This window comes from Streptomyces violaceorubidus, assembly GCF_000717995.1.
Classification (GTDB): domain Bacteria; phylum Actinomycetota; class Actinomycetes; order Streptomycetales; family Streptomycetaceae; genus Streptomyces; species Streptomyces violaceorubidus.
Window position 1 is genome coordinate 43,010 of record NZ_JODM01000008.1, and the last position, 18,873, is coordinate 61,882.

Genomic DNA, 18,873 nt, shown 5'->3' on the forward strand with positions numbered 1-18,873 from the left:
ACCGCACGCCGATGGAGCCGCACCATGCGTTTCGCCGCTTACGAACACCAGCACCGCCGCCGGGTGGCGGTCGTGGAGGAGGACGGCACCCTCCTGCCCCTGCCGGGTGTCACCTCGCTCACGGCACTGATCCGGGAGACCGACGGGCTGCCCGGTCTGCTCGCCGCCGGCGCCGCGGCCCTGGACGTGCCGCCCGGACCCCATGTCTCCCAGGTCCGGCTGCTGGCCCCGCTGGAGCCCACCTCCGTGCGGGACTTCGTCACCTTCGAGGAGCACGTCGAAGGGGTGCGCCGCTCCGTGGAGGGCACCGGTGGCGTGCCCGAGCAGTGGTACGCGGCCCCGACCTTCTACTTCACCAACCCGCACGCGATCCACGGCCCCCACGACGACATCCCGATGCCGCCCGGCTCGGCCGTGCTGGACTTCGAGCTGGAGGTCGCCGCGGTCGTCGGCCGCGAGGGCCGTGACCTCACCCCCGAGCAGGCCCGCGACCACATCGTCGGCTACACCGTGTTCAACGACTGGTCCGCGCGGGACCTCCAGTCGGCGGAGATGAAAGTCGGTCTCGGCCCCTGCAAGGGCAAGGACACCGCCACCACCCTCGGCCCGTACCTCGTCACCGCCGACGAACTCGCGTCCCACCGCGACGGCGACGGCTTCCTGCGGCTCGCGCTGACCGCCGCGGTGAACGGCGAGAAGGTCGGTGAGGATCTGCTGTCCCACATGAGCTGGACGTTCGAGGAGATGACCGCCTACGCCTCCCGGGGCACCCGCGTCGTCCCCGGCGACGTCCTCGGCTCCGGCACCTGCGGCAACGGCGGCTGCCTGGCCGAGCTGTGGGGCCGGCGCGGCGAACGGACCCCGCCGCCTCTCAAGCCCGGCGACACCGTCACCCTCACCGTCGAGGGCATCGGCACCGTGTCCAGCACCGTCGTGCCCGGTGCGGCGCCCGTACCGCTGCCGGCCGGCCGGCGCCGGGGCCGGGAGCGCCCGTGAGCGGCCCGCGCACCACGAGGCTGCTCGGCAAGGTCGTGGTCGTCACATGCCTACACCACCAGCAAGTGGGCGCTGCGCGGCCTGTCCAGGACGGCCGCCCTGGAGCTCGGCCCGTGCGGCATCCGCGTCAATACGATCCACCCCGGTCACATCGAGACGGGGATGACGGCCTCCGCCGCGCCCGCCTTCCGCGAGGCCAACATCCGGGAGACACCGCTCGGCCGCACCGGAACCGTCGACGAGGTGGCCCCCCTCGTCCTGTTCCTGCTCTCCGACGACGCATCGTTCATCAGCGGCGCGGAGATCCCGGTGGACGGCGGCATGACCGCGCACGGCGGCGTCAAGTCCGTCTCCGACGGCCTGCGCGGGGAACTGCCGTGAGGCGGCCGGACATGTGGTCGTCTCACGACCGCTCCGGTACACCTGGGCACCGGAGGTCCTCGTCATGACCGAGCCGCCCCGGCGTTGACCACGCCCGTGACCGCTACATCTGGGTCACGGTCAGTTCTCGGCGCTCCGCCCGGCGCAGTGCGGCGAGTCCCGGGTCGAGTACGGGTACGGCGGCCAGCAGTTGGCGGGTGTACGCCTCCCGTGGCGACTCGTAGACCTCGTCCGCCGGTCCGTGTTCCACCACCCGGCCCCGTCGCATCACCGCCAGCCGGTCGCTGACCTGGCGCACGACGGCGAGGTCGTGGGCGATGAACACCAGGGCGAGGCCCAGCTCGCGCCGCAGCTCGTCCAGCAGCTCGACGACCTGGGCCTGGGTGGTCACGTCGAGCGCGGAGACCGGCTCGTCGCAGACCAGGACGCGCGGGTCGGCCGCCAGCGCACGCGCGATGCCGATGCGTTGCCGCTGGCCTCCGCTGAACTCGTGCGGGTAGCGGTCGTAGTGGGCGGGTTCGAGACCGACCCGTTCCAGCAGTGCCAGGACCCGCTCGCGCACGGCGGGGTCCCGTTCGCCCCGGGCGCGCAACGGGTCGGCCACCGACTCGCCCACGCTGCGCCGGGGGTTGAGCGAGGAGACCGGGTCCTGGAACACCATCTGGACGTCCGGACGCACGCCGCGCACGGCCACGCCCTCGCGGCGGACCTGCCCGGCCGAGGGATCGAGGAGCCCCACCAGCATCCGGCCGAGCGTCGTCTTGCCGCTGCCGCTCTCGCCGACGATGCCCAGTGCCTCCCCGCGCCGCACCTGGAGCGACACGTCGTCGACGGCGGCGAACGCCCTCGCGCCGCGCCCGAAGACACGGCGCACTCCGACCGCCTCCAGCACCACCTCCGCGGACGTCGGCTCCTGCCCCTGCTCCGCCTCGGCCGGGCGCCGGGCGCGCGGCACGTCCACCCGGGGCACCGACTTCAGCAGCCGTCGCGTGTACGTCCGGGCCGGGGATCCCAGGACGGTGGCGACGGGGCCGTGTTCGACCTCGACCCCGTTGCGCATGACCAGGACGTCGTCGACGCTCTCCGCGGCGACGCCCACGTCGTGCGTGACGAGCAGCAGCCCCATGCCCGTCTCCTCGCGCAGCGTGTGCAGCAGGTCGAGGATCTGGGCCTGCACGGTCACGTCGAGCGCGGTGGTGGGCTCGTCCGCGACGAGCAGCTCCGGTTCGCAGGCCAGGGCCATCGCGATCAGGGCGCGCTGGCGCATGCCGCCGCTGAACTCGTGCGGGCGCGCACGCGCACGCCGAACCGCGTCGGGGATGCCCACCCGGTCCAGTACCTGGACGGCCCGCGCGCGTGCCGCTCGTCGCGACGCCTTGTGGTGCACGCGGTACACCTCGGCTATCTGGTCGCCGACGGCGTAGTAGGGGTCGAGGGAGGACAGCGGGTCCTGGAAGACCATCGCCGCCGTGCCGCCGCGCAACCGCCGCAGCTCCGCCTCGGAGGCCGCACCGACGTCGACCCCCGCCACCCGGACCGTGCCCTGCACGACGGCCCCGGTGCCGCGGTGCAGGCCCAGCAGGGCGGATGCCACGGTGGACTTGCCGGAACCGGACTCGCCGACCAGTCCGAGCGCCGCTCCCCTCTCCAGCCGGAACGACAGCGCGTCCACCGCGCGCACGGAGCCGTACCCGACCGACAGATCGGTGACTTCGACCAGTGTCCCGTCCGTACTCACGACAGCACCGTCCTTCGGTCGGCCACCGCGTACAGCAGGTCCGCGACGGCGTTGGCGAGCACTACGAAGAAGCCGGTCAGCACGACCAAGCCGACGACGACCGGCAGGTCGACGACGTTCACGGCGTGCACCAGCTCGCGGCCGATCCCGGGCAGGCCGAACAGCGACTCGGTGAGCACCGCCCCGCCGAAGAGCGAGCCCAGGTCGTTGGCGTTCAGCGCGATCAGTGGCCCGACCGCACCGCGCAGGGCGTGCCGTCCGACGATGGCGCGTTCCCCGACACCGTAGGCGCGGAAGGTCCGCACATGGTCCTCGGCCAGCGTCTCCAGCATGGCCGACCTGGTCAGGCGCGCGTACTTGGCGGCCTCGATGAGGGCCAGCGACAGCCAGGGCAGCAGCAGGTTCCACGCCCACTGCTCCGGGTCCTCGGTGAACGGTACGTACTGCGGGAACGGCAGCAGTTGCAGCTGCCCGCAGATCAGCACCATCAGCAGCAGTCCGATGACGAACACCGGCGTCGCCCAGCCGGCCAGGGTGATGCCCGTCAGGATGCGCTCGTCCAGCCGCCCGCGCCGCCACGCGGCGAGCACTCCGGTGCCTACGCCGAGCAGCAGCCACAGCACCATGGCGCCCAGGGCGAGGGAGCCGGTGACCGGCAGCTTGGCCAGGATGAGCTGGGTGACCTGCTGGTCGCTCTGGTACGACAGCCCGAGGCACGGTGCGGAGCAGTGCTCCACCGAGGTGCCGGTGGAGTAGTCGTGACCGGCGACGACTCCTTGCAGGAAGTGCAGGTAGCGGACGTAGAGCGGGTCGTCGAGGCGCAGTTGCTCCGCCACCTGGTGGACCTGCGCGGGCGAGCAGCGCGGCCCGCAGGTGATCTGGGCGACGTCGCCGGGAGCGGCGTAGAAGACGACGTACACGATCACCGAGATGGCGAGCAGGGTGACCACCGCGCCGAGTGTGCGGCGCAGGGCGAAGCCGGCGAAGCCGTGCAGGGCCTTCATGCCCGTGCCTCCTTCTTCCGGCCGGTTCCCACGGACAGCCGGGAGGCCGCGCGGGGGTCGAGGGCCCTGCGCACTCCGTCGCCGAGGACGGTCAGCGCGAGCACGGTGACGAACAGCAGCCCGGCGGGCAGCAGGAGGTACTGCGGTGCCGCCTGGTACCAGACGTTCGCCGAGGTGAGCATCTGCCCCCAGGACGGCGTCGGCGGCTTCACTCCGGCGCCGAGGAAGCTGAGCGCGGCCTCGGCGCTGATGTTCACCGGGAAGAGCAGGGCGGCGTAGGTGATGACGGGCGCCGCCAGCGCGGGCAGCAGTTCGCGGCGCGCGATCCGCCAGGAGCTCCAGCCGCTGAGCCGGGCCGCCGCGACGTGGTCGAGCTGCTTGAGCGTCAGGGTCTGGGCCCGCACGATCTTGGCGATGGACCCCCAGCCGATCAGCCCGATCACGACCGCGACCAGCACCGGACGCGGGAAGCCACTGGGCACGATGGCGAGCAGCGCGAGGGACATCACCATCAGCGGCAGTGCCACCACCACGTCGGTGAACCGGCTCAACGCCTGATCGACCCACCGGTTGCCGTAACCGGCCGCGATCCCCATGACGAGTCCGACGGTGACCTCCACCACCGTTGCCGCCAGGGCGACCCCGAGCGAGACCCGGGCGCCGTACACGAGGCGGGCGAACAGGTCGCGCCCCGTCTGGGGTTCGACGCCGAGCCAGTGGTCGGCGCTGAGCCCGCCGAAGGTGCCGACGGGCACACCGCCGCGTGCCGAGTCGACGAGATCGGGGTGGTAGGTCGTCGGGTCCTGCCCCTCGACGGCGCTGAGCAGGGGCGCGGCGAGCGCGAGCAGGACGAGCAGCGCGACGACGGACGCCGCGACGAGGGCGGCTCGCTGCACGCGCAGCCGCCGCCAGAACTGTCGGACCCCCGAGGCGGGGGCGAGCACCGTCTCGGTGCTCGCCCTCGCGCCCTCGGAGGCCACACGGACCTCACTCATGGACGTGCTTCACCCGTACTTACTTCACCGCGACCTGGGACACGTCGAGCACGCCGGTCCAGTCGCTGATCACGACGTTCTTGACGTCCTTGCCGTACAGCCGCTTGTAGACGGGGTGGAACAGCGGGACCGTCAGCGCCTGCTCGCCGATCTTCTTGTCGAGGGCGCCCCAGCGCTGCGCCGCCTCGTCGAGGTCGGTGAGCTTGTTGATGGCGTCGATCTCGTCGTTGACCGACTTGTCGTTCAGCTGGCCGGTGTTGAAGTTGGCGCCGTCCTTCACGATCTGCCGACCGTCGAAGATCGGCGCCAGGAACGGGCCGCCGGAGGGCCAGTCGGCGCCCCAGTGCGCCAGGAAGAACCCGGGCTCGGTCTTCACGTCCTGGATGGTGTCCTTGTAGTCGTTGTCCTCCAGGCCCTCCAGCTTCACCGTGATCCCCGCCTTCTTCAGGGCGTCCTGGATGGCGGTGGCGATCTCCGGGCTGGTCTCGAAGTCCTTGGCGTTGGAGTGGGTGAGTGTGACGGTCAGCCCGTTGGCGTAACCCGCCTGCTTCAGCAGTTCCTCGGCCTTCGACGCGTTGCCGGACTTGCCGGCCGGGAAGTGGTCGTAGGCCGTGTGGCCGAAGGACTTCTGGTTCGGCAGGTAGGTGGTCGCGGGCTCCGCCAGGGAGGAGCCGCCGGCCGCGTTGACCACGGAGGTGCGGTCCACCGCGTAGGCGATCGCCTGTCGCACCTTGGGGTTGTCGAAGGGCTTCACCTTCGGGTTGAAGGCGATGTAGTCGGTGTAGCCGAAGTGACCGGTGCCCACCCGGCTCGCGAGTTCCTTGTCGCCGGTGACCTCGGCGAGTTCGGCGGGTCCCAGGTTGGTGTCGGTGGTGACGGCGTCCGCGTCGGCGCCCTGGGAGGCGGACAGCCGCTGGTTGATGACCGAGGAGTCGAGGCCGGAACGGACGTCGACGCGGTCCGGGTACGCCTTGCGCTCCTCGTCCGTCCTGGCCGACCAGTGCTCGTTGCGTTCCAGGATCAGCCGCTCGCCGTCGTTCTGGTTCTCGACGACCTTGTACGGCCCGGAGGAGACGGGGTGCTCCTCGTACTTCGTGCCCTTGTCGGCCGACTTGGGAACCGGCGTGAACTGGGTCTGGGTGGCCAGGTAGGGGAACTCGCCCTCGGGCTTGTTCAGGTGGAAGACGATGGTGCGCTCGTCCGGCGTCTCGATCGAGTCGAGCCCCTTGCCCTTGTCCTTGTAGGGACCCTGGTAGTCGGCGCCGCCGACCAGCCAGTCCCGCAGGTAGGGGGCGCCGCCCGACAGTTCGGCGGCGAAGGACCGCTCGACGCCGTACTTGACGTCGGCGGACGTGATCTTCGTGCCGTCCTCGTACGTGAGCCCCTCCTTGAGGGTGTACGTCCACACGGTGGCGTCCTTGTTCGGACGGCCGGTGTCGGTGGCGAGGTCGGGGACGACCTGCGCGCCCTTGGCGCCGTCCTCCCGGTTGCGGGTCGTCAGCGTGCGGAAGACCAGGGAGGGGACGTTGCCGCCGCCCGAGGTGTAGAGGCGGGCCGGGTCGAAGTCCTGCTGCGGTGCGGAGTTCAGCACCGTCAGGGTGCCGCCCTTGTGGGGCTTTGCGTCGGTGCCGCCGGCCTTGGCATCGTTGTCGTCGGGTCCGCAGGCGGCCGCACCGGCCGTCACGATCAGGCTGACGGTCAACGCGGCGGTGACGCGGCGCGTTCTGCGGGACGGGTGACGCATGGGAGGACGACCTCTCGGATGGGCCGTCTCGGGTCTCGAGACGGCTGGATGGCACGGGGGACGGCTGGCGAGGGGGATCGCCCCGGCGCGGGCACGGCGGCCACCGGACATCGACTGCCCCGAGGCAGGGTGAAGCGTGCTCGGAGGAGGTCGTGAAGGTCGAGGAACGCGACGTACGCGCCGAAGGCGGACGTCAGCGACAGAGAATGTCGGCCACGCAGAGCGGGGTCACGCCGATCAGCGCCAGCTCGATGGCGGCGCGTGCGGTGGCGTGGACAGACGACATGAGAGGAAATATGAACGAACTTGCGAAGGATGTCAAAACGGCCGAGGGCGCAGGACCTGCGACCGGCGTCATCGCCCGTGTGCGGTGCGGGAGTTGCCCACTTCTTCCCGGGAAGGCGTCGCCCTCGTACGATGGCGCCATGATCCGCAGCCGACGCCGCGCCGCCGCCTCGCGGTCCCGCGTGCTCATGCCGCACGGCTGTTGTTGATCCTCACCAGGTGAAGGCGGCTCGCTCCCGGCCGGGGGCGACTTCCGCGTCCCCGGCCGTCTTCGTCGCCGTCCCCTCGTCCCTCCGGGGCGGTGGTCCCTTGCGCTTCCCGTCGCACGGGGTCATGTCCCCGCCCGCCCGCGAAAGGCAGCACCCGATGCAGTCTCCGATGCAGACCCCCGAATCGTCCTACGACCGACGCAGACTGCGGCAGTGGCTCTCCGGAGAAGCCCGGGCCGACGGTGTCTCCAGGCGTGACATGCTCAGGCTGCTCGCCGCGGCCGGGCTCGCCGGCGCCGCACCGGTGGCGCTGAGCACTCCGGCCGCCGCCGGCCCCACCGCGCCCGGCATCGTCAAGCCCCTGCCCGAGGACCTGTTCACGTGCGGGGCACGAACGCCGAGACCCGGTTCGCCGCACTGCTCGGCACCGGCTACCAGACCCCCAACGACCGCTTCTTCGTGCGCAACCACACCTCGACGCCGCTCTTGGACGCGGCCGACTGGAGCTCGAGGTTTCAGGGGCTGACGGCGTGACCGGAAGCCCCCACCTCGTCCGACTCAGGACTCGACATGCCCCGCACGCTACCCGACGGGGGCCCGCCGAGGCACCTCGGTTCAGGCCTAGACGACGGGTGGCCGGCCGAGGCGCGTCATCCTGGCCACGGTCGCCCATCGCATCGGCCGCCGCGGGCCGCCCGGCATACGGACACCTTCGGCGAAGCCCGCCGCCCAGGCGCGCAGCCCGCCCCAGGAACGGGTCCGGACGAGGGTCAGCAGGATCCACACCCCGAGGTAGGCCGGGACCAGGGGTGCGGGCAGCCGCCGTTTGGCCAACCACACGCGGTTGCGGGCCGTCATCCGGTAGAAGACCGCATGCCGGGCCGGAGACGTCCAGGGATCTGGCGGGGCGTACGTCGTCGTCGGGCAGTCCCGCACGCTCGGCGAGAGCGCGGGCGAAGACCGGTTCCGCCTTGTCGCGGGTGTGCAACCAGACCGCGCGCAGGCCCGGTTCGGTGCGGGTCAGCCGGAGCAGGGCGCCCACGTCCGGTCCGGTCTGTTCCTCGCCTCGGACGCCGCGAGCAACATCAACGGCGCGATCCTGCCCGTCGACGACGGCTGGTCCGCGGTCTGATACGGCGTCCAATCGTCCGGCAGTACAGTCGTCCTGCCGCGTGGGAAGGGCCGGCGGCCACCGGCGTCACGCCCCCGCATGCTCCGGCGGGGCTCTACCCCCGCGCCGGTGCCCCGGGGTGGAGCAGGACCTCGTCCATGGACTCCTCGCGCCACCGCTTGAGGAGGGCGTGGAAGGCGGCGGCGCCGTGGGGATAGGCGGTGGGGCCGTTCGGCCTGCCGCGCCCCTCGGCGTTGTAGTAGCCAGGGGTGCATTCGGCGTGGAACCAGGCGTGGTCGGGGGCGTGCTCGGCCAGGCTCGCGATCCAGGCGTCCTCGGCTGCGCGGGACGGTTCGAGGAGGGCGCCCTCGGCCTCGGCGGCCGCGACGAGTGCCGCGGCGTGGACGGCGTGCTCGTCCAGTACGTGGGTGTAGTTGACGCTGCTGGCGCTCTGCGTCCCGCCCAGCTGGATCAGGTTGGGGAAGCCGTTGCTGGTGAATCCGTGCAGCGTACGGGGTCCGCGCTCGGCCCATGCGTCCCGCAGCAGGATGCCGCCGCGCCCCCGCACGGGCAGTCGGCCCGAGTGGATGCCGGAGACGCCGACGGAGAAGCCGGTGGCGAACACGAGGCAGTCGAGGGGGTACTCGGTGCCGCCGACCACGACACCGCGCTCGCTCATCCGCTCGATGCCGTGGGTGTCCGCCGTGTCGACGAGGGTGACGTTGTCCCGGTTGAACGCCTGGAGGTACAGGTCGGAGAAGGTCGGGCGCTTGCACGCGTACCGGTACCAGGGCTTGAGTTTGTCCGCCGTGTCCGTGTCCGTGACGATTTCGTCGACGCGGGCACGGATCTCGTTCATCTTGGCGGCGTCCGCGACCTCGTAGGCCGCCTCGAACGCCGCCCGGTCGCCCGGCCGGCGAAAGCTCGGCAGCAGCTTCTCCAGGAGACCGGCCGTCGCGGTCCACTGGTCCGCGACGAGGTCTTCCTCCACCGCCTCGCCCGAGACGATGCGCAGGAAGTTGTCGCGGCGCTCGCTCGCCCAGCCGGGACGGCCGGCGCCGACGTCCCGAGCGGTGGTGCGGCGGTTGGCGCGCACGTCCACGGTGGACGGAGTCCGCTGGAAGACGTAGAGATGTCCGGCGTCCTCGGCCAGTTTCGGGACGACCTGGATACCGGTGGCGCCGGTGCCCACCACCCCCACGCGCTTGTCCGCGAGGCCGGTCAGACCGCCCTCCGGTCCGCCGCCGGTGTAGGCGTAGTCCCAGCGTGAGGTGTGGAAGGTGTGGCCCTCGAACCGCTCGATGCCGGGGATGCCCGGCAGCTTCAGCTCCGACAGGGTTCCGGTGGCCGTGATGACGTAGGTCGCCCGGAACTCGTCCTGCCGGTCGGTCCTGACGATCCAGGCCCCGGTCGTGTCGTCCCAGGTGAGCGAGGTGACCTCGGTGGAGAACAGGGCGTCCGCGCAGAGGTCGAACTTCTCGCCGATACGCACCGCGTGCCGGCGGATCTCCTCGCCGGGGGCGTACTTCCATTCCGGTACGTAGCCGGTCTCGTCGAGCATCGGAAGGTACACGTGCGCCTCGACGTCGCAGTGGATGCCGGGGTAGCGGTTCCAGTACCAGGTGCCCCCGAGGTCGCCGCCCTTCTCGATGACGCGGACGCGCGGGACCCCCTGCTGACGCAGCCGGGCCCCCGCGAGGATGCCGCCGAATCCGCCGCCGACGATCGCGACGTCCACCCGGTCCCGCACCGGCTCGCGCCCGCCCGTCTCCCCGGCGTAGGGGTCGGCGGCGTAGTAGCCGAACTCGGCCTCCGCGCCGAGGTACTGCCGGGTGCCGTCGGGGCGTACGCGCCGCTCCCGCTCGCGCCGGTAGCGCTCCCTGAGATCGGCGAGTACCTCGGAAGTCAGCTCCTGTGAATGTGCCATGTGGGGGACCTTGTTCCTTCCGCTTCACCGTCAGGAAGCCACTCGTCCGTGAACCGGTCCGAACACAAAGGGACTTGAGCAGCCATGCCTTACGGTAGCAAGCACCGGACAACACTGTCCGGTTGGCTGCAGGTTGCTTCCGCATACTTTCGGACAGGAAGAGTGATGCACATGCGACGGCTCCCGATCCGCACCTTCGCCGCCCTCACCGCCCTCGCCGCGCTCGGGCTGCCGGCCCTCGCGGGGTGCGGCACGCAGGCCGCCGGCGCGCCGCGGGACCCGGGCACCACCGCGGGTGGCCGGACCGTCCGCGCGCACCAGGTCATGCGCCTGACGGAGGTGCACGAACAGACCGGGACGACCCTGCTGGAGGGACCGGTCTTCACCGAGGACGGCGAACTGCTCGTCGTCGACGTCACCGCACCGGCCGGCGAGCCGAAGGTCCTGCGGGTGAATGTCCGGAAGAAGACGTCGCAGCCCGTGCACACGGACGCTCGCGGCACCTACACCTCGGCCCAGTTCAGCCCGTACGACGGTCGGATCTACCTGACCGACTTCTCCCACGGAGACATCGTCAGCCTGGCACCGGACGGCGGCGATCCGCGAACCTTCTTCTCCGGCGAGGTCGACGGAGCGCGGATGAACCCCGACGACCTCGCCTTCGACCGGGAGGGAAACCTGTACCTCAGCGACTCACGGGGCATGTCCGAGGGCGAGGCGAAGGGCCGGGTGGTGCGGATCGACCGTACGGGGAAGGAGGCCACCGTCCTGGCGCACGGCCTGACATCGCCGAACGGCATCTCCTTCGACGCGGACTACCGGGGGCTGTGGTTCAGCGAACTGACGCAGAACCGCGTCTCCTACCTCCTCCTGGACGGCAAGGGCCGGGTGGCCTCGCGGCACACCGCCATCCGGGTCGACGGCGGGATCGCTCAGACCGACTCCATCGCGGTGGACGCGGACGGCAACCTGTACCAGGGCCTGCACGGCCGCCCCGCGATGGCGGTCTACGACAAGTACGGTCGGCGTCTGGCCACCGTCGAGGTGCCGGACCGCGCGGCCCGCGGGCTCGAATCGGCGACCAACGTGGCCATCACGCCCGGCGGGACCAAGGCCTACATGACCGTGAGCGGCCCGAGCGGGGGCTACCTCTACGGCTTCGACGCCCTGGGCGAGGGCATCCGCCAGTCCAACGGCGGCTGACGCCTCCCCTTCGCTCACCCCGGAAAGGGGCGTACCGGCCCCACCTCGACGCCGAGAAGCCGCCATGCCTCCCGAGCCCGGCGTTCCCGCTGCTCGCGGGTGGGGCCGTTGACGGCGCCGGAGACCATGGCGACGGCGATCATGAGGTCGTCCTCCGCGGCGGCCAGCCGGTGGCCGTCCGCAAGATGTGCCCGCAGGGCGCGCTCGACCCGCTCGGACAGGTCGTGCGCGTAGGAGGGGACACCGCAGGCGCTGCCGGCCCGGTCGGCGTGCAGCATGCTGATGAACGCCGCCGACTGAGTCAGGTGCCAGGTCAGGACGCCGAGCACGCGGGGCAGGTCCGTGTCCTCGGCCCCGGCCGCCCGCTCGATCTGCCGGACGTTCTCCTCCAGCACCGCGGTCGCCACGGCCGCCCGGTCGGGAAAGTGCCGGTACAGAACCCCCTGGCCGACCCCGGCGCGGCGCGCGATGGCGGAGAGCGGGGCGTCCAGGCCGTACTCCGAGTAGATCTCCCGTGCGGCGGCGACCAGAGCGGCCCGGTTGCGGGCTGCGGCCCTGCGCCCCTCGTTCGCGGGCCGCCGCTCCTCGGGAACTCGGTGCTGCGTCACCCCGAGAGAGTACCCGCGCCGATGAGTTCGCGGTGCTTGCGCGGTCTACCCCCCGACGGAGCTCGACGGAGCTCGACGAAGCCCGACCAAGCTCTATGAAGGGAGCGCACCATGCGCGAGATCATCCTTTGCACGTTCCTGACGCTGGACGGCGTGATGCAGGCGCCGGGCGGCCCGGACGAGGACGCCGAGAGCGGCTTCCGGCACGGCGGCTGGCAGAAGCCGGTGGTCGACGACGAGGTCGGCGCGGCCATCGCCGGCTGGTACGAGAACGCGGACGCGATGCTGCTGGGCCGCAAGACGTACGAGATCTTCGCGTCCTACTGGCCGACCGCGGATCCCGACAACCCGTTCACCGGGCGGATGAACAGTATGGACAAGTACGTGGCGTCCCGGACCCTGACGTCCGTCGACTGGCAGAACTCCAGCCTGCTGGAGGGCGATGTCGTCGACGCCGTACGCAAGCTGAAGGAGACCGACGGCGGCGACATCAACGTCGTCGGCAGCGGCGATCTGGCCCAGACCCTCATGCGGCACGAGCTCGTCGACGAGTACCGGCTGACCATCCACCCGGTGATCATCGGGACCGGCAAGCGGCTGTTCGCCGACGGCGCGGTTCCCACCGCACTGGAGCCGGTCAGCGTCTCGACGACACGGGGCGGCACCGTCGTCGGTGTGTACCGGCCGAGCGGCAAGCCGAGCTACGACAGTTACTAGGTCCGACGTCTAGATCCGGGACTTGCGCAGTGAGTGCCACACCGCCCCGGACAGCGCCAGCGTGGACCGCGGTACCGAGAGGTGTTCGTGCTCTCGGTACAGCCGCCAGTTGTGCTCCACCAGCGAAAGCTTGTTCGAGGACAGCGACCCGGCCCGGCCGGCCCGGTAGACCGCCAGCGGTTCCCGCAGCCCCCGGGCCGCGTGGCCGTCCCTCATGATCGACAGCCACAGCGCGTAGTCCTGCCGCTTCGGCATGTCCGGCATCAGCCTCGTGCCCAGCGCCGCCCGGTCGTACATGGCGGTCAGGGCCCCGATGTGGTCCTGCACCAGCATGTCCTTGTACGTCACGCGGTCCCTGGCCGCGACCACGCGGCCGTTCGGCGTGAAGTCACGGGCCTCACCCGTGTAGTCGCCGTCGACCTTGTAGTACGAGGTGAACGTCAGCGGAGCGTCGCCCTCGGCGGCGAACGCGAGCTGTCGCTCCAGCTTCTCGGGCAGCCACATGTCGTCGCTGTCCAGGAAACCCACGTACTCCCCCCGTGCCCGCTCCATGGCGAGGTTGCGGGCCCTGGCCGCGCCGCCCTGCTCGGGCGCCGCCTGCGGGCGCACGCGCTCGTCCTGGCGCGCGAAGTCCCGCAGCAGGTCCATGGAGCCGTCGGTGGACGCGTCGTCGGTGACCAGCAGCTCCACGTCCGTGTGGGTCTGCGCGAGGACTGAGCGCACGGAGGCGCCGAGAGTGGCTGCCGAGTTGTGTACCGGCATCACCACGGAAACCAGGGGCACCGCCGTGCTCCTTACCCAGGTCGGATCTGTCGTCGGCTACGACGTGGACCTGCACCGTATCAAGTGGCGCCCGGCCACTGATCTTCCGGTGCCGATTCAGCCTTCCCCGGCGCAGCGCTCACCCGGGCCCCCGGAGTCGCAGTGGCCCGCCGCCGACGCGATCCTTGCTCCAAAGGCATCCACCCGCACGAGGAGCGACCATGCGCTACCGCAAGCTCGGCAGCTCGGACCTCGAGGTTTCGGAGATCTCCCTGGGCTCCTGGCTCACCTACTCCGGCGGCGTCGAGGCCGACCGGACCCGCGCCTGCACCGAGGCGGCGTCGAGGCGGGCATCACCTTCTTCGACACCGCCAACGTCTACGGCCAGGGCGCCGCCGAGACCGCCTGGGGCGAGATCCTCTCGGCGCATCCCCGCGACTCCTACGTCCTGGCCACCAAGGTCTGCTTCCCGATGTCCGACGACCCCGCCGACCAGGGCCTGTCCCCGGCACAGATCGCCCGGCAGATCGATGCCTCCCTCACCCGTCTGAAGACCGATCACGTCGATCTCTACCAGGCGCACCGCTTCGACCCGGCGATGCCGGTCGAGGACACCGTCGAGGCGTTCCAGAAGGTCGTCGAGCAGGGGAAGGCCCGTTACATCGGCTTCAGCGAGTGGACCCCCGAGCAGATCCAGGCCGCCGTCGACCTCGCCGGCCCCGACCTGTTCGTCTCCTCCCAGCCGCAGTACTCCATGCTGTGGCAGGCCCCCGAGGCCGAGGTCTTCGGCCTGTGCGCCGCGAACGGCATCTCCCAGATCGTCTGGTCCCCGCTCGCCCAGGGCGTGCTGACCGGCAAGTACAAGCCCGGACAGCCCGTCCCCGAGGGCAGCCGCTTCGCCTCCGCCGACATGGCGGTCTCGAAGGACCTCGTCTACAGCGACGCCACGCTCGAAGCGGTCCAGCGCCTCGTCCCGATCGCCGAGCAGGCCGGGATGAGCATGCCCACCCTGGCGCTCGCCTGGGTCCTGCGCCGCACCGAGGTCGCCTCCGCCATCACCGGAGCCTCGCGCCCCGAACAGGTCCACGCCAACGCCGCCGCCTCCGGTGTCGCGCTGTCCGACGACCTGCTGGCCGCCGTGGACCGGGCGCTCGGGGAGGTACCGGTCACCGAGCCCACCCTCGCTCCCGGCGCCCGGACCGGCGTCCGGCACCGCTGACGCCGGCCCCGCGGGCGTCGGGCTCAGGCGTCGGCGATCCAGCTGCCGTGGAAGCCCAGCGGCACCCGGCCGGGCAGCTGAACGCGGGCGAGCGGGTGACCGCCGAAGTCCTGGGCCGAGAGGATCACCAGGTCGGTCGCACCCCGGTCGGGGTCGTTCACGTACGACAGGATGTAGCCGTCGTCCTCGTCCCGCGCTCCGTGTCGCGGGACGAACACCGGCTCGCTGACCGCCGCGCCCCCGGGGAACCGGTGCACCTGCTTGCGGCTCCGCAGCATGTCGTGCTTCACCAGGCAGTTGCTGAGCCGCTCGTCCGGGCACGCCCCGTCGACGGCGTCGTAGGCGCGCCACATCTCGGCCGCGCTCGCGGTGTAGGCATAGCGGTGGCGTCGCGAGACCAGGGACTCGTTGATGCGGGGGAATTCCTGCGGGCGGTCGTCCAGCCGAGTGCTGCGGACCCGGTCGGCGCGCAGGTCGACCGTCCATCGGTCGAGCGTGGGGGCTCCGGTCGCCGAGGGTCCGCCCCTGCCGCGCCCGGCCGTGTGGAACGGCGCCGGGAAACCGATGTACTCCAGCACCACCGTGTCGCCGTGGTCGTAGGCGTTGAGGGTGTGCGAGTAGTACACGGGGTCGATCTCGAACCAGCGCGTCGTGCCACCGGTGCGCGGCAGCAGCCCGATGCGCATGGGGTGCCGGTCGTTCCACACGTACGGCACGATCGCGCCGGCCTCCGCCGCGGCACCGTCGAAGGTGATCGGAACGTCCACGATCACGACGTACTTCTCGGTGAGCGCGAAGTCGTGCATCATCGGCGCGTCCGCGACCGGGATCCGCGTGGCCGGCCCTGCCCTGCCGGTCCGATCGATCACGATGTGACGCACGTGGTCCCAGGTGGGGTAGTACGCGATCGCGTGCAGTTCGTCGGCCGCCTCGTCGTACTTGGTGTGCGCGGCGAGGGGGCCCTTGAGCGTGGAGTGGAAGTCGTACGGGCGCACGGTGCCGAGTTCGCCGTCCAGCTCGTACGGCAGTGGCCCGCTTTCCTGCATGGCCAGAACGCGGCCCTTGTACGGGATGACGTGTGTGTTGCAGGCGAAGTCGTCCGGCGGCACCCGGCCCGGGTAGGTCTCCCCCAGCTTCGCCGTCACCTGCGAGGACCGCACCCAACGGTTGCGGTACCACTCCGCGCGCCCGCCGCGCAGCCGGACCCCGTGCACCATTCCGTCACCGATCATCCAGTGGTGGGCGCGGACGTCCTCGACGCCGAGCGCGTTCGGGCCGTTGCGCAGGTAGCGGCCGTCCAGGTCGCGCGGGATGCGGCCGACGACGTGGAGGTCGAAGGCGGTCAGCTCCTCGGTGACCGGCGCGAAGGCCCCTTCCAGGAACGGGGTCGCCCCTGTCCCGCCGCTCCGCGCGGCTTCGGGAGCCGCCTGCGCCGCGGACGTGAAGAAGCCCGGCCCGAGGCCGCTCCCCACCACACTGCCCACCGCCGCGACCGCGGCGCCCTTGAGGAGTTTGCGCCGCGTGTGACTGGCCATCATGGTTCCCCGTTCCGTGGTCGGTGTCCCGCCGTGGCCGGATGCGTGGTGACGGGACCAACCCTCCTCCGCGATCGCCGGTGAGACAGGGGTCCCAGGCCCCGGATCACCAGGGGTGCCGGCACCACCCCCAGGTCGCCGGGCGCGGTGTCGTGGGTCGCACGGAGGCACGGTTCCGGTCAGGAACGAACGATCGGCCTCTCAACTCGGCGTCAAGTCAAGGTGGTCCGCGCCGGCCTCGTACAACCTTCGCCGACGTACGGATGTCTACTCGGTGAACGCAGCACGGTCCGTGCCCTCACCGCACTGCTGCACAGCGGGAGACGCACTCGGCTCTCGCCCACACCCGCCGCGGCAGGCGGGCAGCCGTGGGCATCCGCAGACCAGGGAGGTCCTCCCGTGCATCACCTCGGACGAGCGGCCGTCACGGCCGCCGCACTCCTCACCCTCGCGGGCGGCGCGGTGGTCGCGGCCCCCGCCGCCCCCGCGGCCCCGGCCGTCGTGCCCTTTCCGTCCATCGGGTGGCAGCAGCGCAACTGCGACTACGACGGCAACGGTTTCGACGACGTGCTGACCGGCGCCCCGGGTGCCACGGTGAACGGCGCCGCGGGCGCCGGCTACGTCACCGTGCAGTACAGCTCGTCCAGCGGCCTGAGCACGACGTCGAGGAGCCTGCTCCACCAGGACGTCTCCGGCGTACCCGGCGGCGTCGAGACGGGCGACGGCTTCGGCGGGGCCGTCGCCTCCGGCGACCTGGACGACGACGGGTACGACGACGCCGTCGTGGGCATCCCGGGTGAAGACCTCGCCGGCCTGCCCGACACGGGCGGTGCCGTCGTCTTCTGGGGTTCGCCGACCGGTCTGCACGGCTCCGACAGCACCTGGCTGGAGAACGGCGACCTCCGCTCGGACGCCCACTTCGGGCGGGCCGTGGAAGCGGCCCGGTACTTCGCCCCCGACCCGGCGGACCCGGACGCCGACCCGCGTGACTCCCTCGCCGTCCTGGAGGACGACGCCCTGCTGTTCTTCACCCTCACGCCCGGGCAGACGGCACAGCGCCCGACGCTCTCGGAGCAGCGTGTGCCGGCGAGCGACTTCGCACCGGCGGGCAGCGGCTTCGAGTTCCGCAGCCTCACCCACGGCAACTACAACGAGGACTCCTGGGCCGACCTGGCCGTCTCCGGCGTCACCACCGACGAGCAGCCGGGCACCGGCACGGTGCACGTCCTGCACGGCGCGGCGGACGTCGCCCAACTCGGTGACGGGGGCACGTTCCCGGGTGGTCCGGCCGTCGTCTCCGGCGACTGGGACGGCACCGGGCAGGACGACCTCGTCGTCGGCGACACCGCGGCCGGCGCGCCGACGGGCGGCGGCATCACCCTCTACCTCGGCCGCGGCGACCTGTCCGGGCTCGAACCCGAACCGGCGCAGTACTGGACCCAGGACTCCCCCGGCGTGCCCGGGACCGCGGAACCGGGTGACCAGTGGGGCGCCGAACTGTCGGCCGGGGACACCGACGGCGACGGCCATCCCGACCTCGCCGTCGGTGCGCCCGGCGAGGACATCGGCACCGTGGCGGACGCGGGCGCCGTGTGGGTGCTGCGCGGGGACCGGACGGGTTTCAGCGACGTCGGAGTGAAGAGCTTCGACCAGCAGCTCGCCGACATCCCGGGAACGGCGGAGAAGTCCGACCGCTGGGGCGGTCAGGTCCGGCTGATCGACGCCGACAAGGACGGCCTCTTCGGCCTGTTGGCGGCGGCACCGGGCGAGAACACCGGTGACGGCTTCGTCTGGGTCCTGCCCGCGTCGTCGTCGGGCCTGGTCGCCCGCGGCACTTGGACCTACGACGGTGCGCGTCTGGGAGCACCGACGGCCGACGCGCGATTCGGAGCGGCGATCGACGAGTAGCGGCGGGGCGGGCCGCCTCTCGTCCCCACTCCGCAGGCGATCGACGCCGCCACCGCCGAGCGCCTGTGGACCGTCTCCTCCGCTCCGAGCGCGGTTTCCCGGTGGACGCGTCCCTGTTCCATCCCGGCGACGCCCTGACCGAACGACGTGGGCACGGCGATGGTCGAGGGTTTGCTCGGCGGGCGGGGCCCGGGGGTCCCGGCCCGCTACCGCCGGCCGGCGCCGGGCGGGAGCGTCCGCGTCGGCTGCACGTCGGCGCGGTACAGCACGAGGTGTTCGTGGTGGAGCACGCCGTCCCGGAGTTCTCCGGTGGCGGTGAAGCCGGTGCCGTCGACGTAGTCGAGGTGGCTGCCGGTCACCGTGTACCGGCCCGTGTACGCGCTGCGCCGATCCCCCCGGGCCTCGTCGTAGCGCCCGTCCGGCAGCAGCTCCTGACGGATGTGGCCGTCCGCGGTCACCCACATGCCGACCACGTCGGCGTCGTCGCCGTCTCGGTGGCCCGGCGCGTTCGCTGTCATGGGTTCGCCCTCC

General features: G+C 71.7%; 15 protein-coding genes and 5 pseudogenes. 8 read left to right on the plus strand and 12 right to left on the minus strand.

Annotated elements, in window-relative coordinates:
- Positions 1–24 precede the first annotated feature (24 nt).
- Together IE94_RS0113520 and IE94_RS0113525 are read left to right on the plus strand one after the other, a co-directional pair.
- Complete coding sequence (locus IE94_RS0113520) at positions 25–996, plus strand: fumarylacetoacetate hydrolase family protein (RefSeq protein WP_030182999.1); 972 nt, start codon at positions 25–27, stop codon at positions 994–996.
- 48 nt (positions 997–1,044) lie between these two features.
- Positions 1,045–1,377, plus strand: a pseudogene (locus tag IE94_RS0113525) (SDR family NAD(P)-dependent oxidoreductase); the annotation flags it as partial.
- Positions 1,378–1,480: 103 nt separating this feature from the next.
- Here the strand turns inward: IE94_RS0113525 and IE94_RS0113530 are convergent.
- The 5 genes from IE94_RS0113530 to IE94_RS41725 form a co-directional block, all read right to left on the minus strand.
- Positions 1,481–3,115, minus strand: a complete 1,635-nt coding sequence (locus IE94_RS0113530) for a dipeptide ABC transporter ATP-binding protein (protein WP_030183005.1) — start codon at positions 3,113–3,115, stop codon at positions 1,481–1,483.
- Entirely contained in the window at positions 3,112–4,110 is a 999-nt protein-coding gene (locus IE94_RS0113535; RefSeq protein ID WP_030183008.1) for an ABC transporter permease, read from the minus strand. Before IE94_RS0113535 ends, IE94_RS0113530 begins: the two co-directional genes overlap by 4 nt.
- A 5-nt stretch (positions 4,111–4,115) precedes the next feature.
- Entirely contained in the window at positions 4,116–5,114 is a 999-nt protein-coding gene (locus IE94_RS0113540) for an ABC transporter permease (RefSeq protein ID WP_030183010.1), read from the minus strand.
- 19 nt (positions 5,115–5,133) lie between these two features.
- Positions 5,134–6,858 carry an ABC transporter substrate-binding protein gene (locus tag IE94_RS0113545; RefSeq protein ID WP_030183013.1) on the minus strand — a complete coding sequence of 575 codons (1,725 nt, stop codon included), beginning with the start codon at positions 6,856–6,858 and terminating at the stop codon, positions 5,134–5,136.
- A gap of 193 nt (positions 6,859–7,051) precedes the next feature.
- Positions 7,052–7,144, minus strand: a complete 93-nt coding sequence (locus IE94_RS41725; protein WP_342450755.1) for an Ms4533A family Cys-rich leader peptide — start codon at positions 7,142–7,144, stop codon at positions 7,052–7,054.
- Positions 7,145–7,521: 377 nt separating this feature from the next.
- Here IE94_RS41725 and IE94_RS37990 point away from each other — a divergent pair.
- Positions 7,522–7,874 (plus strand): annotated as a pseudogene (locus IE94_RS37990) (sulfite oxidase); the annotation flags it as partial.
- Positions 7,875–7,973: 99 nt separating this feature from the next.
- On the opposite strand, the pseudogene IE94_RS0113560 reads toward IE94_RS37990, so the two are convergent.
- Together IE94_RS0113560 and IE94_RS41015 are read right to left on the minus strand one after the other, a co-directional pair.
- Positions 7,974–8,249: pseudogene (locus IE94_RS0113560) on the minus strand (glycosyltransferase family 2 protein); the annotation flags it as partial.
- Positions 8,250–8,256: 7 nt separating this feature from the next.
- Positions 8,257–8,394 (minus strand): annotated as a pseudogene (locus tag IE94_RS41015) (TetR/AcrR family transcriptional regulator); the annotation flags it as partial.
- Here IE94_RS41015 and IE94_RS39905 point away from each other — a divergent pair.
- Positions 8,335–8,484: a hypothetical protein gene (locus IE94_RS39905; protein WP_157849355.1), complete on the plus strand. Its 150-nt coding sequence runs from the start codon at positions 8,335–8,337 to the stop codon at positions 8,482–8,484. The pseudogene IE94_RS41015 and the gene IE94_RS39905 sit on opposite strands and share 60 nt — an antisense overlap.
- Positions 8,485–8,578: 94 nt before the next feature.
- Here the strand turns inward: IE94_RS39905 and IE94_RS0113570 are convergent, their stop codons facing one another.
- Positions 8,579–10,390, minus strand: a complete 1,812-nt coding sequence (locus IE94_RS0113570; RefSeq protein ID WP_030183018.1) for a flavin-containing monooxygenase — start codon at positions 10,388–10,390, stop codon at positions 8,579–8,581.
- A 171-nt stretch (positions 10,391–10,561) separates the two neighbouring features.
- On the opposite strand from IE94_RS0113570, the gene IE94_RS0113575 reads away from it, so the two are divergent.
- Positions 10,562–11,593, plus strand: coding sequence for an SMP-30/gluconolactonase/LRE family protein (locus tag IE94_RS0113575; RefSeq protein ID WP_030183021.1), 1,032 nt, complete (start codon positions 10,562–10,564; stop codon positions 11,591–11,593).
- Between the two features lie 14 nt (positions 11,594–11,607).
- Here IE94_RS0113575 and IE94_RS0113580 read toward each other — a convergent pair whose 3' ends face one another.
- Entirely contained in the window at positions 11,608–12,201 is a 594-nt protein-coding gene (locus tag IE94_RS0113580; RefSeq protein ID WP_030183024.1) for a TetR/AcrR family transcriptional regulator, read from the minus strand.
- Positions 12,202–12,312: 111 nt separating this feature from the next.
- Here IE94_RS0113580 and IE94_RS0113585 point away from each other — a divergent pair, with 111 nt between their 5' ends.
- Positions 12,313–12,918, plus strand: a complete 606-nt coding sequence (locus tag IE94_RS0113585) for a dihydrofolate reductase family protein (RefSeq protein ID WP_030183034.1) — start codon at positions 12,313–12,315, stop codon at positions 12,916–12,918.
- A gap of 9 nt (positions 12,919–12,927) precedes the next feature.
- On the opposite strand, the gene IE94_RS0113590 is transcribed toward IE94_RS0113585, so the two are convergent.
- The gene (locus IE94_RS0113590) at positions 12,928–13,701 is read right to left on the minus strand and encodes a glycosyltransferase family 2 protein (RefSeq protein ID WP_030183037.1); all 774 of its coding nucleotides are present in this window, start codon (positions 13,699–13,701) and stop codon (positions 12,928–12,930) included.
- 200 nt (positions 13,702–13,901) lie between these two features.
- On the opposite strand from IE94_RS0113590, the pseudogene IE94_RS35535 reads away from it, so the two are divergent.
- Positions 13,902–14,899: pseudogene (locus IE94_RS35535) on the plus strand (aldo/keto reductase family protein).
- A 23-nt stretch (positions 14,900–14,922) separates the two neighbouring features.
- Here the strand turns inward: IE94_RS35535 and IE94_RS0113600 are convergent.
- Positions 14,923–16,434, minus strand: a complete 1,512-nt coding sequence (locus IE94_RS0113600; protein ID WP_030183040.1) for a carotenoid oxygenase family protein — start codon at positions 16,432–16,434, stop codon at positions 14,923–14,925.
- 399 nt (positions 16,435–16,833) lie between these two features.
- On the opposite strand from IE94_RS0113600, the gene IE94_RS0113605 reads away from it, so the two are divergent.
- Positions 16,834–18,342, plus strand: a complete 1,509-nt coding sequence (locus IE94_RS0113605) for an FG-GAP and VCBS repeat-containing protein (RefSeq protein WP_030183042.1) — start codon at positions 16,834–16,836, stop codon at positions 18,340–18,342.
- Between the two features lie 206 nt (positions 18,343–18,548).
- Here the strand turns inward: IE94_RS0113605 and IE94_RS0113610 are convergent, their stop codons facing one another.
- The gene (locus IE94_RS0113610; protein WP_030183044.1) at positions 18,549–18,860 is read right to left on the minus strand and encodes an Atu4866 domain-containing protein; all 312 of its coding nucleotides are present in this window, start codon (positions 18,858–18,860) and stop codon (positions 18,549–18,551) included.
- Between the last annotated feature and the right edge of the window lie 13 nt (positions 18,861–18,873).

Bases quoted from the DNA above. Each gene is read 5' to 3' on its own strand.
- IE94_RS0113520 (WP_030182999.1), top strand. From the start codon at position 25: ATGCGTTTCGCCGCTTACGAACACCAGCACCGCCGCCGGGTGGCGGTC.
- IE94_RS0113540 (WP_030183010.1), bottom strand. From the start codon at position 5,114: ATGAGTGAGGTCCGTGTGGCCTCCGAGGGCGCGAGGGCGAGCACCGAG.
- IE94_RS0113545 (WP_030183013.1), bottom strand. From the start codon at position 6,858: ATGCGTCACCCGTCCCGCAGAACGCGCCGCGTCACCGCCGCGTTGACC.
- IE94_RS41725 (WP_342450755.1), bottom strand. From the start codon at position 7,144: ATGTCGTCTGTCCACGCCACCGCACGCGCCGCCATCGAGCTGGCGCTG.
- IE94_RS0113570 (WP_030183018.1), bottom strand. From the start codon at position 10,390: ATGGCACATTCACAGGAGCTGACTTCCGAGGTACTCGCCGATCTCAGG.
- IE94_RS0113575 (WP_030183021.1), top strand. From the start codon at position 10,562: ATGCGACGGCTCCCGATCCGCACCTTCGCCGCCCTCACCGCCCTCGCC.
- IE94_RS0113585 (WP_030183034.1), top strand. From the start codon at position 12,313: ATGCGCGAGATCATCCTTTGCACGTTCCTGACGCTGGACGGCGTGATG.
- IE94_RS0113600 (WP_030183040.1), bottom strand. From the start codon at position 16,434: ATGGCCAGTCACACGCGGCGCAAACTCCTCAAGGGCGCCGCGGTCGCG.
- IE94_RS0113610 (WP_030183044.1), bottom strand. From the start codon at position 18,860: ATGACAGCGAACGCGCCGGGCCACCGAGACGGCGACGACGCCGACGTG.